The sequence below is a fragment of the Paraburkholderia sp. BCC1885 genome, from assembly GCF_900996235.1.
Classification (GTDB): domain Bacteria; phylum Pseudomonadota; class Gammaproteobacteria; order Burkholderiales; family Burkholderiaceae; genus Paraburkholderia.
This window is the reverse complement of the sequence record NZ_CAAJGM010000263.1, coordinates 51,525-68,619: the sequence shown is the minus strand read 5'-3', so window position 1 is coordinate 68,619 and position 17,095 is coordinate 51,525. Positions and strand designations below refer to the sequence as shown.

16 protein-coding genes are annotated in these 17,095 nt (G+C 62.0%); 14 read left to right on the top strand and 2 right to left on the bottom strand.

What is annotated here, in order from left to right:
* Positions 1–59 precede the first annotated feature (59 nt).
* The 5 genes from FQ755_RS33940 to FQ755_RS33920 all read left to right on the top strand — a co-directional run bounded on the left by FQ755_RS33940 (position 60) and on the right by FQ755_RS33920 (position 4,896).
* A complete protein-coding gene (locus tag FQ755_RS33940; RefSeq protein WP_144161795.1) occupies positions 60–1,268 on the top strand; it encodes a porin in 1,209 nt (402 codons plus the stop codon).
* 452 nt (positions 1,269–1,720) lie between these two features.
* Positions 1,721–2,680 carry a TRAP transporter substrate-binding protein gene (locus FQ755_RS33935; protein ID WP_409937804.1) on the top strand — a complete coding sequence of 320 codons (960 nt, stop codon included), beginning with the start codon at positions 1,721–1,723 and terminating at the stop codon, positions 2,678–2,680.
* A gap of 158 nt (positions 2,681–2,838) precedes the next feature.
* Positions 2,839–3,318, top strand: a complete 480-nt coding sequence (locus FQ755_RS33930) for a TRAP transporter small permease (protein ID WP_144161789.1) — start codon at positions 2,839–2,841, stop codon at positions 3,316–3,318.
* Positions 3,319–3,324: 6 nt separating this feature from the next.
* Positions 3,325–4,677 (top strand): TRAP transporter large permease, encoded by a 1,353-nt coding sequence (locus tag FQ755_RS33925; protein ID WP_144161787.1) that lies wholly within the window; start codon positions 3,325–3,327, stop codon positions 4,675–4,677.
* 36 nt (positions 4,678–4,713) lie between these two features.
* Positions 4,714–4,896: a Tar ligand binding domain-containing protein gene (locus tag FQ755_RS33920; protein WP_144161784.1), complete on the top strand. Its 183-nt coding sequence runs from the start codon at positions 4,714–4,716 to the stop codon at positions 4,894–4,896.
* A gap of 95 nt (positions 4,897–4,991) precedes the next feature.
* Here the strand turns inward: FQ755_RS33920 and FQ755_RS33915 are convergent, their stop codons facing one another.
* A complete protein-coding gene (locus FQ755_RS33915; protein ID WP_186308739.1) occupies positions 4,992–5,816 on the bottom strand; it encodes an NAD-dependent epimerase/dehydratase family protein in 825 nt (274 codons plus the stop codon).
* A 653-nt stretch (positions 5,817–6,469) separates the two neighbouring features.
* Between FQ755_RS33915 and FQ755_RS33910 the strand changes: the two genes are divergently transcribed.
* The 9 genes from FQ755_RS33910 to FQ755_RS33870 all read left to right on the top strand — a co-directional run bounded on the left by FQ755_RS33910 (position 6,470) and on the right by FQ755_RS33870 (position 16,741).
* Complete coding sequence (locus FQ755_RS33910; protein WP_144162205.1) at positions 6,470–8,380, top strand: glycoside hydrolase family 28 protein; 1,911 nt, start codon at positions 6,470–6,472, stop codon at positions 8,378–8,380.
* A gap of 117 nt (positions 8,381–8,497) precedes the next feature.
* Complete coding sequence (locus tag FQ755_RS33905; protein WP_144161778.1) at positions 8,498–9,451, top strand: SMP-30/gluconolactonase/LRE family protein; 954 nt, start codon at positions 8,498–8,500, stop codon at positions 9,449–9,451.
* Entirely contained in the window at positions 9,448–10,320 is an 873-nt protein-coding gene (locus tag FQ755_RS33900; RefSeq protein ID WP_144161773.1) for a LysR family transcriptional regulator, read from the top strand. The genes FQ755_RS33905 and FQ755_RS33900 overlap by 4 nt, the downstream gene beginning before the upstream one ends.
* A 318-nt stretch (positions 10,321–10,638) precedes the next feature.
* Positions 10,639–11,460: an ABC transporter ATP-binding protein gene (locus FQ755_RS33895; protein ID WP_144161770.1), complete on the top strand. Its 822-nt coding sequence runs from the start codon at positions 10,639–10,641 to the stop codon at positions 11,458–11,460.
* On the top strand, positions 11,457–12,275 hold the full coding sequence (locus FQ755_RS33890) for an ABC transporter permease (protein ID WP_144161767.1): 819 nt from the start codon (positions 11,457–11,459) through the stop codon (positions 12,273–12,275). Before FQ755_RS33895 ends, FQ755_RS33890 begins: the two co-directional genes overlap by 4 nt.
* The gene (locus FQ755_RS33885; RefSeq protein ID WP_260859005.1) at positions 12,257–13,279 is read left to right on the top strand and encodes an ABC transporter substrate-binding protein; all 1,023 of its coding nucleotides are present in this window, start codon (positions 12,257–12,259) and stop codon (positions 13,277–13,279) included. Before FQ755_RS33890 ends, FQ755_RS33885 begins: the two co-directional genes overlap by 19 nt.
* Positions 13,276–14,556 (top strand): amidase, encoded by a 1,281-nt coding sequence (locus tag FQ755_RS33880; protein ID WP_144161763.1) that lies wholly within the window; start codon positions 13,276–13,278, stop codon positions 14,554–14,556. Before FQ755_RS33885 ends, FQ755_RS33880 begins: the two co-directional genes overlap by 4 nt.
* 3 nt (positions 14,557–14,559) lie before the next feature.
* A complete protein-coding gene (locus FQ755_RS33875) occupies positions 14,560–15,237 on the top strand; it encodes a GntR family transcriptional regulator (protein ID WP_144161760.1) in 678 nt (225 codons plus the stop codon).
* A 1-nt stretch (position 15,238) separates the two neighbouring features.
* A complete protein-coding gene (locus tag FQ755_RS33870; RefSeq protein ID WP_144161757.1) occupies positions 15,239–16,741 on the top strand; it encodes an amidase in 1,503 nt (500 codons plus the stop codon).
* Here the strand turns inward: FQ755_RS33870 and flhD are convergent.
* Entirely contained in the window at positions 16,738–17,058 is a 321-nt protein-coding gene (gene flhD, locus FQ755_RS33865) for a flagellar transcriptional regulator FlhD (protein ID WP_409937803.1), read from the bottom strand. The two genes, FQ755_RS33870 and flhD, sit on opposite strands and share 4 nt — an antisense overlap.
* Positions 17,059–17,095: the final 37 nt, after the last annotated feature.

Genomic DNA, 17,095 nt, shown 5'->3' with positions numbered 1-17,095 from the left:
GGCAATTTCGTGCGGCATAACGCGCCGCCATAACTCCAATGACAACAAAGGATGATCTGATGAAGAAAAGTTATAAAGAAGCCGGGCTGGCCGTCGCCGGCGTGGCGGCCATGCTCGCTACGGGCGGCGCCTTCGCGCAAAGCAGCGTCACGCTATACGGCGTGGTGGACACCGGCCCCAGCTATTTGAGCAGCCAGGCGCCGACGACCGGCGCCACCAAGGGCGGCCAATCGGCGTTCAAGATGATCGAAGGCGTGTGGGGCGGCGAGCGCTTCGGCCTTAAAGGCGTCGAAGATCTGGGTGGCGGCACCCGGGCGATCTTCCAGCTCGAAGAAGGTTTTAACATCGACACCGGTGCGGAAAGCAAGTCCGGCCTGATGTTCAGCCGCGCTTCGTGGGTCGGCCTCGCCAACGATACCTACGGTTCGTTCACGGCGGGCCGCCAGTACACGCCGTACTACAACATGCTCGCGCAGTACGGCCCGACGCCGTGGCTGACCGGCGCATACGGCGCTCACCCGGGCGACCTCGACGCACTCGATACGGACTACCGCGTCAACAACTCGCTGATGTACACGTCGCCGTCGCTGGGCGGCCTGAAACTGAGCGGCATGTACGCCCTCGGCGGCGTGGCCGGCAGCACCAATGCCGGCGCCTCGTGGAGCGTGGGCGCGCAGTATCTGGCGGGCGCGGCAGGCATCGGCGTCGGCTTCGCGCGCTTTAACAATGCAACGGAAGGCGGCGGCGCGTGGAGTTCCAGTTCGACGGCGTATTCGGGCACGGGCGAACAGGGCGAATCGAGCATCACGAACGGCTATCAGAATGCCGCGGCCCAGCAGCGTTTTGCCGTCACGGGCGGCTATCAGTTCAACTCGCAATGGGATGTGTCGGCGTCGTATTCGAACGTGGAATACATCGCCGGCCCGAATTCCGGCTTCTCGACCAACGCGATCTTCAACACGGGCGGCGCCGTGCTGCATTACCGCCCGGTGGTGTCGTGGGACTTTGCGGCAGGCTACAGCTACACGCGCGCCACCCAGGCAAACGGCGTGCAGGATGCGGCAAGCTATCAGCAGATCAACCTGACCGAGCTGTATAACCTGTCGAAGCGCACCCGTATCTATCTGCTGGAAGCGTATCAGCGCGCCAACGGCCAGACCATCAACGGCGGCAAGGTGGTGACCGCAACGGCCGCGATCGCGGAGCAGTCGGCTGCTTCGAGCCGCAGCCAGTTCGGCGCGACGATCGGCATCAACCATCAGTTCTAAATACGTTAGCAGTGGAGAGTGGCGTCGCTCGGTCGCGTCGCTACTCTCAGCCCCTTTACGTCGGCTTCCTTCGCCTTCCTTGGCTTTCGTCCCGATGTGTAAGACATCGTCGGGGCGATTTCGAGCTCGATAAGGCATGCCCGCCTTGCCCGTCAATCCCGTTGCAGTTCACGTCAAAACTCGCCATGCAGCGTTGAAAATCCGTTTTCGCGGAGCCTTGCTGCGAGTCCATCCTACGGGTATGTCCTAGGCCGCAACCGGGGTAGTTCTTTATACAATCTCATCTTGTCTTACAACATATCGGCTTGTGATAAGTTGTAAATCGCGCAGGGGTTGGCCGATCCAGCGTCAGAGTTCCGGGCAGGTTCGAAACGCCGCACGCACAGTCGCTTGATGAATTTCTTTTGAGGAGATCACAGATGAAAAAAAATATCGCCCTGTCCGGTATCTCGATGATGGTTGCCGCCTCGGTCCTCGCGTTCAGTGCAGGCGCAGCGCAGGCGCACACCTTCCGCGTCGCGGACGTGCATAGCGACACCTTCCCGACCGTTCTGGCGCTGAAGTACATGGGCGACGAGCTGTCGAAGGAAACCAACGGCGCGGATACCGTGAAGGTCTTCAGCAACAGCGCGCTGGGTTCGGAAAACGACACGATCGACCAGGTGCGGATCGGCGCAATCGACATGGTGCGCGCCAACGCCGCAGCGTTTAACGACATCGTGCCGGAATCGATGATCCCCTCGCTGCCGTTCCTGTTCCGCGACGTCGACCAGTTCCGCAAGGTCATGTACGGCCCGGAAGGTCAGAAGATCCTCAATGCCTTCGCGGCCAAGGGCATGATTGCGCTGACGTTCTACGAGAGCGGCGCGCGTTCGATCTACGCCAAGAAGGCGATTCACTCGCCCGCCGACATGAAGGGCCTGAAGGTGCGCGTGCAGCCGTCCGATCTGATGGTCGACGAAATCAAGGCGATGGGCGGCACGCCGACGCCGATGCCTTTCGCCGAAGTCTATACGGGCCTGAAGACGGGTCTGGTCGACGCCGCCGAGAACAACATGCCGTCGTATGTCGAAACCAAGCATTACGAAGTGGCGACGCAATTCTCCGAAACCGAACACTCCATGACGCCGGAAGTGCTGGTGTTCTCCAAGAAGATCTGGGACACGTTGACGCCACAGGAACAGACGGCCATTCGCAAGGCCGCGGCCGATTCGGTGCCTTACTACGTCAAACTGTGGACCGCCAAGGAAGCCGACGGCGTGCAGACGGTGACCAAGGCCGGCGTGACGATCACGCCCGCGGCGCAGATCGACCGCGCGGCTTTCGTGAAGGCCATGCAGCCGGTATGGGCCAAGTATGAGAAGACGCCGGAAATGAAGCAGATCGTCACCGAGATCCAGGCCATCCAGTAAGCCATTCGCAGCGCCAGTCTGGCCGGAAATCCTTGCAGAGCAATCGCAAGGTTTCCGGCGTTCGTCGTTTGTGCCGGGCGTGCTGGCGGGTCAGCGAGCCTTGGCGGCAGGTGCGTGCGGGAGTCACGGATTTGCCGTTCTGTACGAGGAAGAGTTAGATGAACTTCGTGAAATGCCCGATCAGGGTTCTTGCCCGCGTGGCGACAGTGGTGGCGTCCATCTGCCTCGCTGTGCTGGTGGTGCTGGTGATGTACAGCGTGGTGATGCGCTACGTCTTTAACGACGCGCCCGATTACGTCGAACCGGTCGGCTTGTTGATGGTCCTTGTGATCGCGTTCTTCGGCGCCGCGCTGAAAGTGCGCGACGGTGGCCATATCGGGCTCGATTCGCTCGTCAAGAAATTGCCGCTCAAAGGTCAGATTGCGATGGCGGTGTTTCAGCAGCTTTGCGTGATCGCGTTCTCGATCGCGGTCTGCTTCGGCGCGGGCAATATGGCGGCCACGACGATCGACGACCAGATCCCGATTCTGGGCCTGCCGGAAGCGGTCCGTTACGCGATTCCGTTCATTGCCAGCGTCTGCACCATTCTCTTTTCAATCGAACATCTCATGGACCTCTTCGCGCGGAAGCGGGCGTAAGCAATCATGGAACTTGCGATTCTAACTATCAGTTTTCTGGTCTTCCTCGTCCTTGGGGTTCCGGTTTCTTTTGCGCTGGGGTTGTCGTGCATCCTGACGTATCTGCATGAAGGACTGCCGGCGGCCACGGCCATCCAGTCGATGGTGTCGGGCATCAATGCCTTCTCGTTTCTCGCGGTGCCGTTCTTTATTCTGTCGGGCGAATTGATGCTGCATGGCGGGATCGCCGACCGCATCCTGCGTTTTGCGCAGGCCACCGTGGGGCATTTTCGCGGTGGCCTCGGCATGGCCAATGTCGTCGCCTGTACGCTGTTCGGCGGCGTGTCCGGTTCGCCGACTGCCGATACCTCGGCAATGGGCGGCGTGGTCATTCCGTTGATGAAGCGCGAAGGCTATAGCGCGGCCTACGCGGTCAACGTCACGACGCACGCCTCGCTGGCGGGCGCCTTGATGCCCACGTCCACCAACATGATCATCTACGCGCTCGCCGCGCAGGGCATTACGGGGATCGTGGCCGGACAATCGGTAAGCGGCGTGTCGATTGGCGACCTGCTGTTTTCGGGCCTGATTCCGGTGCTGTGGGTGATGGGCTTCGTGTTGCTGGCCGCTTACTGGCAAGCGGTGCGCTACAAATTCCCGCGCCGCGCCGACGGTTCCACCACGCTGCCGAAGTTTCCGGGCTGGCTGACGGTGGCGCGCACCTTCATAGGCGCCGTGCCGGGTCTGTTGGTTATCCTGATCATTCTGACCTGTGTGGCCAAGGGGATCGCCACGGCGACCGAAGCGGCGGCCATCGCGGTGGCGTATTCGCTGGTGCTGACCTTCGTCGTGTATCGCACGATGACGCTGAAGAAGCTCTCCATGGCGCTCGCGCGTGCGACGCGCACCACCGGGGTAGTGCTGCTGCTGATCGGCGTGTCGAACATGCTGCGTTTCCAGATGGCCTACCTGGAGATTCCGGACGCGATTCAGCATCTGCTTGAACATGCGACCACCATTCCCTGGCTGATGCTGCTGTACATCAACATCCTCCAGGTGTTTCTCGGCACCTTCGTCGACATGGCGGCGCACATCCTGATCACGACACCGCTGTTCCTGCCCATGGCGATGCACTACGGCGTGGGCCCGGTGCAGTTCGGCATCATGATTCTGCTGAACTGTTCGCTGGGTCTGGTGCATCCGCCGATCGGTTCGGTGCAGTTCATCGGTTGCGCGATCGGCGAAGTGTCGATCGGCGAGACCACGAAAATCGCCTGGCCGTACTACCTGGCCATTTTCAGCGCGATTAATATCGTCACCTACGTGCCGATGTTTTCCACCTGGTTGCCTAGCCTGATCAACGGCCATCCGGTTTACTGATCGGCAAGATCGCGCCGAAGTCTTCGTGGGGACAGCATGCTCAGTCACGTCAAGATTTGTATTGGCCTGACGCTGATCGTTTGCCTATTTGTTGCGTTTCTTGTGACGGTCATCGCTGTGGGCTATGGCGCGCTGAAACGGTCGATTGACGGCTTTCAGGACGCTCAGCGCGGTTCGGCCGCGCTGGCGTCGCTCAACGCAAGCTCCGGAAATTGCTGAAGGCGCTCCTGGCGCCAGGCAGCTTCGAATTCTGTTTCATGCCGGCAAGCCCATGTCCTCCGAGTTGAATGACGAGCCTGGTTCCCCACCATGCGTCAACGCTTCGGATTCCTACGCTCTGGCGGTGTGAAGTCGAAGCTGGCGAAGCTGCCGCCCTGATACCGCTGGGCGGTGGCATCGAGCGGATTGGCTTTCGCCAGAATCTCCGCGGCGTAATCTTCGGCGTTCTGACGCGGCTGATAACCGAGACGCGTGGCGCCAGAGTTGGTCCCCGAATTGTCCCAATAGCTGCGCGTGTTGTTCGATACGCCCCACACCACCTGATAGCCGAGATCCGGCACGTTGATCGACAGGTCGATCAATTGCAGCAGGTCTTCGAAACCGAGCCAGGTGCTGAGATGGCGGAATTCGGTCGGCTTTTCGATGCAGCTGCCAATACGGATGGACACGGTCTCGATGCCGTGCTTGTCCCAGTAGAGACGGCCCAGCGCTTCGCCCCACACCTTGCTCAGACCGTAAAAACCGTCGGGACGAAAATCGCAGTCGAGCGCGAGTTTCTCTTCGACGGGGTGCATGCCAATCGCATGGTTGGAACTCGCAAAGATGACGCGGCCTACACCGTGACGGCGCGCGCCTTCATACACTTCGACGAGCCCGCGCAGATTGTTCTCGATGATCTCGGGCAACGGACGCTCGACGCTGGTCCCCGCCATGTGAATCAGCACGTCCACGCCTTCCAGCAGGCGGTCCACCACGGCCGGGTCGCGCAGATCGCCATGCATGACGTCTTCGCCTTCGACAATCGGCTCCAGTGCGCGCGAGCCCGCAGCGGAGCGCAGGTTGGCGCCGCGCTCGAGCAAGGCTTTGCGTAACACGCGGCCAAGCTGGCCGCCTGCGCCGCTCAATGCAATTTTCTTCACGGATCTGATCCTTAACGAGAGGTTAGTAAAGCGAGGGCCGCCGATTGGGGCGCCCGGTGCTTCGGAGGAGTCGCGCGTCATCCGCCTGTATGGATGGCGGTTTGGCGCGCGCGAATGCGGCTTGCTGTGCGCCTGCCGCGACGGCGGACGCAGCTTCGTCGATTGTGTCGGTCAATCATGTCGACTTGCGGAAAAGTTGTCAAGCAAATGGTCGGGGAGTCAGGAGTTTCCCTAGCTTAGGCTCGTCTAGTCCGGAGATTTTTTCGTGTCTCATATACTGGGTTTGGCCTGAAAAGTGCCGCCAAAATTAGTTCTATGCGGCTTCGCTGTCTGCATCGTTTTGCCATTTCGAGGTCAGCGCAACGTCTGCACTGTCGTATCTCTCGGCTTGACATCTATTGTGTTGTATAACAACAATGCTTTCGACCTTGCGGCATGGCTAAAGCCGTCTGAATAGCGGGTGGCCGCGTCCGAAGCGGTTCTAACTGCCAGCGTCCGCCCGCTCAGCGCAACGGTTAAAAACTGGTCTGCAAAACAGAAAAACATCAGGAGGCGACATCGTGGCAACGCGCAATAGAGACGTTGATGGACGTAATGTGCTGGGCATCGTGGATCATGACGGCGCGCCGGGTTCTCCCGGCCGCCGCGCATTCATGGTAATGGCGGGCGCCTCGGCGGGGGCGACACTGCTCGGCACGCTGCCGGGCTGCGGCGGTACGGTGGATAGTCCGGCGACTTTCGATCCGATCTGGGGGACGGCAGGCGCCGCCACGCAGATCATCAGTTCGCTGCAGGGCATCACGCAGTCGATGTTCCGGAGCGTGGACTTCGTCGTGACCAGCTACGGCGCGCAGCCCTGTTCGGTAGTGGCCGCCACCAATCCGTTCACCGGCACGACTTCGCCCACCAGCCCGGGCGCGAACCTGACCAACGCCGCCGGTGCGTTCGACTCGCGGCCGGCCTTTCTCGCCGCGATTCAGGCCTGCAACGCGGCGAGCGGCGGACGGGTCGTGGTGCCGTCGGGCAACTGGTATTGCGCCGGCCCCATCGTGCTGCTGAGCAACGTCAATTTCCATCTGAGCAGCAACTGCACGATCTACTTCAGCCCGAATCCCGCGGACTATGCAAAGGACGGTCCGGTCAATTGCGGCGCGAACGGCAACCTGTTTTATAGCCGCTGGCAGGCAAACGATTGCCTGAATTTCGGCGCGCCCGTCTACGCCCGCAATCAGACGAAGATCGCGATTACCGGCGAAGACACGACTTCGGTCCTGAACGGCCAGGCGATGACGCCCTTCGCCGGCAGCGGCAACACGAGCACCTGCTGGTGGACCTACAAGGGATCGAAGGGAGAATACGGGTGTGCGGGTTCGAGCACGCCGTCACAGGCGTTTAGCAATCCGAACAACGTTGATCTAAGGACCGTCGCACCCACTATCTCCGACGCACTCTACGCACTTCTGACCAGTCCGACGACGCCCTGGCAGCAAGATCAGAACTACCTGCCGGCATTGTCCGAAGCCGGCGTGCCGGTGGTGCAGCGCATCTTTGGTCTTGGACATTATCTGCGCCCTTGCATGGTGGAGTTCATTGGCTGCACCAATGTGCTGATGGAGAACTATCACACGCAAAACACGCCGTTCTGGCAGCACCATCCTACCGATTGCACGAACCTCGTGATTCGCGGCGTATTCGCGGACAGCATCGGGCCGAACAACGACGGCTTCGACCCCGATGCCTGCAGCAACGTGCTGTGCGACACGGTCACGTTCAATACCGGCGACGACTGCATTGCAATCAAATCGGGCAAGGCGCTCGATATCGAATACGGTCCCTCGCAGAATATCGTCGTGCAGAACTGCACGATGAACAGCGGCCACGGCGGCATCACGCTCGGCAGCGAAATGAGCGGCGGCGTGCAGAACGTGTACGCGCGCAATCTGCAAATGCTGAACCAGAACTGGGCCACCAATCCGCTCAACATCGCCATCCGCATCAAGACGAATATGAATCGCGGCGGCTTCGTGAAGAACTTCTATGTGGATACGGTCACGCTGCCTAACGGCGTGACGCTTAGTGGCGCTGGGTACGGCAGTTCGCTGCTGGCAGGCAGTCCGATCAACAGCACGGTGCCGTTGGGCGTGGCGACGGCCACGGCGGGCAATCCCTCGGCGTCGCAAGGCGGCCTGATCACCTTCGATTGCGACTATGATCCGGCAGGCGACGCGGTACGCGAAAGCCCGCCGATCGTGCAGAACGTGAATATTTCGAACATGCAGGTGAGCAACGTCGCGCTCAACGGCGTCACGGCTTCGTGCTTCCAGGCGATCGTCGCGCAGGGTCCGGTGGGCTTCGACTACAACGGCCCCGCACCGGTGCCGGCGATTCCGCCCATCAGCGGCGTGACGATCTCGAACTGCAACCTCGGCACGCCGGTCAACAACGGCACCGCAAGCGCGACCACGCCAGGGCCGATTTACGCCTACAACGTCGACGGCATTACGCTGAAAAATGTCATCATTGGCAGCACGACGTACAACACGACGGTGATCGATAAGCGCTAGCGTCTTTGTAGCTGGCACACCAGCTTGGCATCATAGGGACGAGACCGGTCCACCGCTCAGTGTTTTGTTCTGCGCGGATTTGCCGGTCCCGTCCCGCACTTTATGAAGGAGCAACAGATGGGCAGGGATGGAGCGACGCGCGCCGAGCGCGTGGCGGCAGCGGGCGCGACGCCGGCGACGGTGGGCGAAAGCCCGGTCTGGCACGCGCAGGAAGGGGCTTTCTACTGGGTCGACATCGTGGCGCGGAAAATCATCCGCCTGCATCTGGAGTCCGGCGTGAGAGCGGAATGGATATTGCCGCAGCGCGTGGCATGTCTCGCCTTCGGTCACGATGGCGGCTTGCTGGCCGGCCTCGAAACGGGTCTGTTTGCCGTGACGCTGTCCGCAGCAGGCGAGGCTATAAGCGAAGCCGCAAGCGCGCAGCCGCTGCCGGCGCAAATACGCAAGCTGGCCGCGCCTTCATTCCCGCTGCCGGACATGCGCTTTAACGACGGCCGCTGCGATCGTCAGGGCCGTTTCTGGGCCGGCACGATGGTGCAGGACAACCCCACCGCGCGGGCCGCCGGTGAACTGTTCCGCTTCGATACGGCGGGAACGTTATCCGCCCCGGTGATCGACGGGTTGATCGTGCAGAACGGCCTGGCATGGTCGCCGGATGGCGCCACCATGTACCTCTCCGATTCGCATACCTCGCAGCGCCTCGTCTGGACCTTCGACTACGATGGCGAAACCGGCGAGCCGCGCAACCGGCGCATCTTCGCCGATCTGCATCACTACGTGGGCCGTCCCGATGGTGCCGCGATGGATGCCGACGGTTGCTACTGGATCTGCGCCAACGATGCCGGCCGGGTGCTGCGCTTCACCCCGCAGGGCAAGCTGGACCGGCAAATCGAATTGCCGGCCATGAAGCCCTCCATGTGCGCCTTCGGCGGGCGCGAACTCGACACGCTGTTCATCACCACCATCCGTCCGGATGCCGGCGCGAATGAAAGCGATGGGCATGTGTTCGCCGTGCGGCCTGGCGTGACGGGATATGCAGAAACGCCTTACGGCGGGGCGCTTTTGCCATGATGCGTGAACTCAAGACCTTTCTCGCCGTGGTCCGCTATGGCACGTTTGCGGGCGCCGGCTCGCGCATCGGCTTGACGCAGTCGGCGGTGAGCGCGCAGATCCAGCGTCTGGAGGAGGATCTTGGGTTCGCGTTGTTCGATCGAACCGGCCGCTCGGCGACGCTCAATGCGGCCGGCAAGCGGACCATCGAAGTCGCGGAGGAATTGCTCGCGGTCTATGCGCGGCTGGCTGAACGCGGCGGCGCGGCGGAGCAATCGGGGCTGTTGCGCGTGGGCGCGATTGCATCGGCGCAAGGCTCGTTTCTGGTGAGTGCAATTCAGCGCTTTCGCGAGGATTCGCCTGGCTGGCGCATTCGCGTCATCCCGGGCGTGTCGCTTAACTTGCTGGCGCAGGTGGATTCGGGCGAGGTGGATGTTGCGGTGATCATCAAGCCGCCTTTCGCGTTGCCTGCCGAATTGAAGTGGCGCACGCTGATCTCCGAGCCGTTCGTTTTGCTGGCGCCGCGCAAACTGGCGGATCAGCCGTGGCGCTCGCTGCTCAAAACGGAGCCGTTCATTCGCTACGATCGCAATTCATTCGGCGGCAGGCTGGTGGAGCGTTTTCTGCGCAGGATTCGCGTGACGGTCAATGACGTCGTCGAACTCGATGAACTGCAGGGCATCGTTGGGCTGGTGGCGCAGGGTGTCGGCGTGGCGATCGTGCCGCAGGCAGCGGCGCTGCATATGCCGAAGACGGTGAGCGTGGTGCCGCTTGGCGAAGACACGTTCGTGCGCGAGGTCGGGCTTGTCGAGCGTAGTAACCTCAACCAGCCGGCAGCGGCGGCCCAATTTGCCGAATGCCTTGGCCGCGTGACCGGCGCACAAAGTTAGCTGCGGTTAGCTGCTTCAGGTGCGCCGCGCACCAGAAAGGGGCCAATGCCGCCGCGCGTGCCCCAGTATCGCTATCTACGCGTTATCCCCTCTTGCCGGCGCGAATTTTTTTAATTTCGAGTTGTGAAGCATTTTTTTTTCGCTCATTGTGCATTGTGCACAACCGATTCCGGCACGGCTCGTTAAGCGACATTTCTATTACCTTGCTGGCTCCCTGATGGCGAGCCCGTAGGGGGAGCGTTCGTCCGCAAAACCTGCCGCGCCGGTTGTGAACACGTCAACGTACACACGGACAGGATGATGCCAGTGGACACTGCAATGGCCGCACCCTCGAGTCAGCCCGAGGCAGGCGCACGCCTGATCGTAGCGGGACTCAATCATGGTTTCGAAACCGACGACGGCGTGCAAACCGCCTTGTTTTCGAGCCTCAATTTCAGCGTTGGGGCGAGCGAGATCGTTTCCATCGTCGGCCGCAGCGGGGCAGGAAAGAGCACGCTGTTCAATCTCATTTCGGGTTTGCTCACCGCGCAGGCGGGGCGCATCGAAGTCGGCGCGCGTCCGGATGGCAGCAAGGGGCGCATCGCTTACATGCTGCAGAAGGATTTGCTGATGCCGTGGCGTTCAGTACTGCAAAACGCCTTGCTCGGCATCGAACTGTACCGAAAGGTCACGCCGGCCGATACCGCTCGCGCTCGCGACATGCTGGCGCGCTACGGCCTTGGCCCGGTCCTCGACGCCTATCCGCAGGCCCTGTCAGGCGGGATGCGGCAGCGCGTGGCCTTGACGCGTACCTTGCTGGTCGATCCCACCCTGGTGCTGCTCGACGAACCTTTCTCCGCTCTCGACTATGAAACACGCCTCGCACTCGAAGACGACGTGATGTCGCTGCGGCAAAGTACGGGGACGAGTGTCGTGCTGGTGACGCACGACATCGAGGAAGCGATTGCCATGAGCGATCGCGTGATCCTGTTGGGCGGACGGCCCGCGCGCATCGAAGATTCCGTCGACGTTCGGCTTTCGACCCAGGGGCCGCGCACGGCTGTCTCGGCACGCGAGGCGCCGGAATTTCGCACCTTGCACAAGCGCATCTGGGGTGGCCTGCGCAGCAATACCATTCATCATGCAGGAGCGTCGATATGAGCGACGTCGCAATGCCGGCCAATACCGCGCGCCGCCGGCCGCGCTCCAAACGGTTGAAGGGCCGGGCGGCCACCAGCGGGGTGGTTACGCTGATCATGGCTGCTCTCGTCGTGCTCTGGCAGGTCGCGGCGGCGCATGCATGGATCAACGGCCAGCTGTTCGGTTCGCCGCTTGGTATCTACAAGGCTTTCGACATTGGGCTCACGCAAGGGACCCTGGTGCCGGATACCCTCACGACGCTGACCGAAACGGTATTAGGGCTCGTGATCGGCAGTGGCCTCGGCATTGCCCTCGGGCTGCTGCTGTGGTTCGTGCCGCGCATCGCCGGCGTCACCGAAGGTTTCGCGGTGATCCTGAACAGTATTCCGAAGATCGCGCTGGGTCCGTTGATCGTGATCTGGTTCGGCTCGGACATGACGTCGAAGGTCTGGCTGGCCGGCATCTCGACGTTTGCGGTAGCGATGATTTCCTCCTGCGCGGCGGCGCGCGAGGTCGACGTCGACCTGCTGAATTTGTTTCGTTCGTTCAACGCCAAGCCGAGCATGATCTTTCGCAAGCTGATCGTGCCGGGCGCGCTGCCGTGGATTTTCTCCGCGCTGCGCGTGAATATTGGTTTCGCGCTAATCGGCGCCGTCGTCGGTGAATACATCGCCTCTCAGGCGGGCCTGGGACATGCGGTCTTCGTGGCCGGCTCGCTGTTCGACCTCAATACGGTCTGGCTCGGCATCATCATTTTGACGGTGATGGCGACGCTGCTCTCCTGGATTGTTCAACTCGCGGAAAATCGGATCATTTCATGGAAAACAAAACGTTGAAGCAGTCGTTGATGTCGCTACAAAACAGGCTGGCTCGCCACCGCGTGATGCAGGTCGCCGTGGCGGGTGCATTGCTCGCCGCCGTCGTGACGCAGCCGGCCGTTGCCGCGCCGGACAAGGTGGTTGTCTATCAGGCGTTTCAGTCCATTCAGTATCTGCCGCTCTACGTTGCGATAGATAAGGGCTTCTTTGCGCAGAATGGTCTCGACGTGCAGAAAGTGACAGCAGGCAGCGGCGCGCAGGGTGTCGCCGCCGTGATCGGCGGTCATGCCGACTTCTCGCTGCAGGACCCGATGACCGCGGCGCTCGCCAATCTGAAGGGCGCGACGCTCATCAACGTGGCCAACGTCGTGGCAGGGGTGCCGGTGTGGGTGATCGCGCCGCCGGATTCCACGCTCAAGACTCAGGCCGATCTGGCGGGCAAGACGGTGTCGGCGGCGCTGCCGCCTTCGACCAGCACCTATCTGCTGGAACGCCTGATCAAGCAGGAGAAGCTGGCTGACGTGAATCTGAATACGGTGCAGATCGGCACCGAGCTTGCGCCGGTTTCGGCCGGACGCGCCGCGGCAGCCGTGCTTTACGAGCCGCAAGTGGATCAAGGCATTGCTTCGGGCTACAAAATTGTTTATGCGTTTCCCAAGGCCTACCCCGGCGGCTACGCTTTTTCCACCTTGGACACGTTAGCGTCCACGATCAAGGAGAAGCCGGCGATGGTGTCGGCCTTCGTGAAGTCCATCGCCGAGGCGGAAGCGCTGATCCAGCAATCGCCCGAGACCGCAAAGGCCGTCGCTGTCGCCGAGTTTCCGACGCTCGACAAAAAAGTGGTGGAGACCGCGGTCGACCGGTTGATTAGCCAGAAAATTTACGCGGCGACGCCGGACATCTCCGAGCAGGCATTCCGTAATGCGCTGGACTTGCAGGAGTACATCGGCAATATCAAGCCGGGCAGCATCACTTATGGCAACGCTGTCGACGATACGTTTGCAAAGGCCTCGGCAAAATGAGTGCAAAAACGGACTCGTTGGTGGCCGGACTGATAGTGGGGCGCGGCAATGAGGAGGCGTGCCGCACGCGGCTCGAAGCGGCAGAGCGTCGCGCGCAGGAATGTGAGCCCTGGTTGAAGGCCTTCGTGTATCGGCCCGATGCGTATGAGATCGGTGACGCGGTGGGCAAACCGCTCGCGGGCGTGCCGATCGGCGTCAAGGATCTGATGGCGACGCGCGACATGCCCACCACGTATGGCTCGCCGATTTACGCGGGACATCGGCCTGCTGAAGACGCGTGGATCGTCGAGCGCATCAAGGCATTCGGCGGCGTGGTGTTCGGCAAGACTGTGACGACCGAGTTTGCGTGGCGCGAGCCAGGACCGACGGTGAATCCGTGGAACCGGCTGCATACGCCGGGCGGTTCGTCGAGCGGTTCGGCCGCCGCTGTCGGCGCCGGGGTCGTGCCGCTCGCAATCGGCACCCAGACGGTGGGCTCGGTGATCCGGCCTGCTGCATTTTGCGGGGTGGTCGGCTACAAACCGAGTCACGGTAAGGTGCCTTCCACCGGCGTGCATCCGCTGGCGCCCTCGCTCGATCACGTCGGGTTCTTTGCGCAGACGGTGGAGGGGGCGGCGCTTTGCCATGCGCTGTTCGTGGACGACAATCCCAACGCGCTCACTGATCTGATTGCGTGGAGTGCGTATTTTCCGGTGCGGCGGCCGCGCAAACTCGGCGTGGTTCGAACCCCGTTCTGGGAGCGTGTGAGCGACGATCAGAAGCGCAACTTCGAGGCGACGCTCGCGCGCCTGCAAGCGTCGGGCGCGACGTTGGTGGAACTGGATCCGCTCGACAGCATGCCGTCGATGCTCGAGGCGTTGCAGACCATTTTGCAGGTCGAGGCAAATCGTGCGATTGGCCCGGCAGCGACGCAGCATCCGGATCTGATCAGCAAACACATGCAGACGCTGACCTCTCTCGGCGCAGCGGTGCCAGCGGAGCAATATGCGGCCGCGTTGGCATTGCAGGCGAAAATGCGCGAGGAATACGAAGGCTGGATCGACGGATGCGGCGCACTCGTGACCGTTCCGGCCGCAGGCGCCGCGCCAGAAGGATTGGCCGATACCGGCGACGCGACCTTCTGCGCGCCTTGGAGCCTGCTGGGCGTGCCCGCCGTGACGGTTCCTTCCGGCCGCTCGCAGAACGGCCTGCCGTTAGGCTTTCAGGTGTTGGGCCGATACGGCGACGATTTGCAGACCCTGCAGACGGCGGCCTGGGTCGAGACCGTGTTGGGGTAAGCCTTGGCCAGATTCTATCGGACTGCTCAGCAATATGTGCTGAGCACGCTGCGCGCGGAAATCCTGCAGGGCGCTTATCCCGCCAATACGCACCTGCGCCAGGAGGAGGTCGCGAGGCGCCTGCATGTCAGCACGACCCCGGTGCGTGAGGCGTTTCGTGACCTGCGCGCAGAGGGCCTCGTCTTGATCGACCCGAATAAGGGCGTGCTGACCAGAGGGCTGACGGCAGCCGATGCGACGGGCATCTACGAATTGCGCATGATGCTCGAACCGATGCTCGCGCAACGTGCCTGCGCGCACATCGCGAGCGCCGATCTCGACGCCGCGAAAAGCAGCCACGACGCCATGGTGGCGACCCGCTCTCCCGAAGAGTGGTCGCTGCTCAACGAATCGTTCCACGAAAGCCTGGTGAAGAGTCAGGCGCAGACGCGTCTGTTCGACATCACGGAGTCGCTCTCGCGGGCGGCGCGTCCCTACGTAAGCCTTTCGATGCATGTGAACGAGGACATCATGGCCTCGAACAACAGCGAACATGCCGCGCTTCTGGCAGCATACGAGGCAGGCGACACCGAAACCGTCTATACGCAAACGCGAAGCCACCTGGAAAATACGCGGGACGCGGTCGTCGAGTATGTGAACCAGTGGCTGGCCGAGAGCCAGCTACAGATGAAATCCGGTTGATATGAACTCTCTTGCCTTGAATGCCTTGTCGGCGGTGGATGCGCGGCGTCTGATCGCAAGCCGCCAGGTTTCGCCGGTCGAACTGATGGATGCGTGCATCGCACAGATACAGAGGCTCAATCCAGCCGTCAACGCGCTTGCCGCGACGCGTTTCGAACAGGCGCGCAGCGAAGCGCGCGCCGCGGAAGAGTCGGTGATGCGGGGTGAAACCTTAGGTCTGTTGCACGGTTTGCCGCTTGGTGTGAAGGATCTGGAAGAGACGGCGGGGTTACTGACCACTTACGGTTCGCCTATATTTCGCGCCAACGTGCCTTCGCACGACAACGCGGTGGTTGCGCGTTTGCGGGCGGCGGGCGCGATCTTGACCGCCAAGACCAATACGCCGGAAATGGGCGCCGGCGCCAATACGCGCAATGCCGTGTGGGGCGCCACCGGCAATCCGTTCGATCCGGCGCTGAACGCGGGCGGCTCGTCGGGCGGCTCGGCCGTCGCATTGGCGACGAACATGCTGCCTATGTGTACGGGTTCCGATACGGGCGGCTCGCTGCGCATTCCGGCGGCGTGGTGCGGCGTGGTGGGTTTCCGGCCTTCGCCCGGCCTCGTGCCTGCGGACAACCGTGTACTCGGCTGGTCGCCGCTCACGGTGTCGGGTCCGATGGGACGCGACGTGGCGGACACGCGTTTGCAACTGGCGGCAATGGTGGGCCTGCACCATGGCGAGCCGCTCGGCGTCGAATGCGATTTTCGGACTATCCTGCGTGCGCGGGACGTGGATCTGAACACACTGCGAATTGGCTACACCGAAGACTTCGGCATGTGCGAGGTGTCGCAAGCGACCCGGCAGACATTCCGCACGAAGATGGCCGCGCTGTCGCGTTACGTGGGCGTCTGCGAACCTGTGAGATTCGACCTGGGCGAAGTAGACCGTTGCTTCGACGTGGTGCGCGCGCAGAACTTCATCGCCAGTTTCAAGGAGCTCTACGAGCGCGATCCTGAACTGCTGGGCGCGAACACACGCACCAACTACGAGATGGGACTCGCGATGTCGCTCGGCGACGCGGTGTGGGCCCATGCCGAGCAAACGCGCATGTTCCGCCGGTTTCAAACTTCGTTCGAGCGCTACGATCTGATTGTCTCGCCCACCTGTCCGGTTTCGCCGTTTCCCTGGCAGACGCTCTATCTCGCGGAAATGGACGGACGTCAGCTCGAAAATTATTATCGTTGGCTAGGGCTGACCTACGTTGTGAGCTTGCTGACGAATCCGGCGTTGTCGTTGCCGTGCGGTAAGGACGAAGCCGGGATGCCGTTCGGCTTGCAACTCGTGGGGCCGTTTCGCGGCGATCGCCGTGTTCTGGATATCGCCCAGGCGCTCGAAAGCGCGTTTGGCCATGACGACGAGTTGCGGCGCCCCACGCCGGATTTCGACACGCTGGCCGATACGCGCGTGACGTTGAAATCGATCGTCACCCACGCGCCCGATGCCGCGCTGGCGCAGAGCGCCTAGACGAATTGCCCGGCCTTTTGGCTCGCCAGCAGAATCGCCGTATGCGCGGGCGCCACGTCCACGTGGCCGGCGCATTGAGTCAGCGTCGTCAGGATGCTGTGGTTGCTCAGGCGCGATTCGCACAGCAAGCGCTCCGATGCCGCGAGCTTGACGACCTGCGCCAGCGTGAGCGTCGCGAGCAGCTCCGCACTATGTGCCGATAGCCCTAGCCGGAACATGCCGGCCAATCTGTCCTCGCGCAACAGGCGCTGCGCCAGCATGATGTACGACAGATTCACTTCCCTGATAAGTCCGAGCGTCTCGCCGTCGTGCATGATTTTTATTCCCCGGTGAACGATCCGCTGTGCTTTCCGT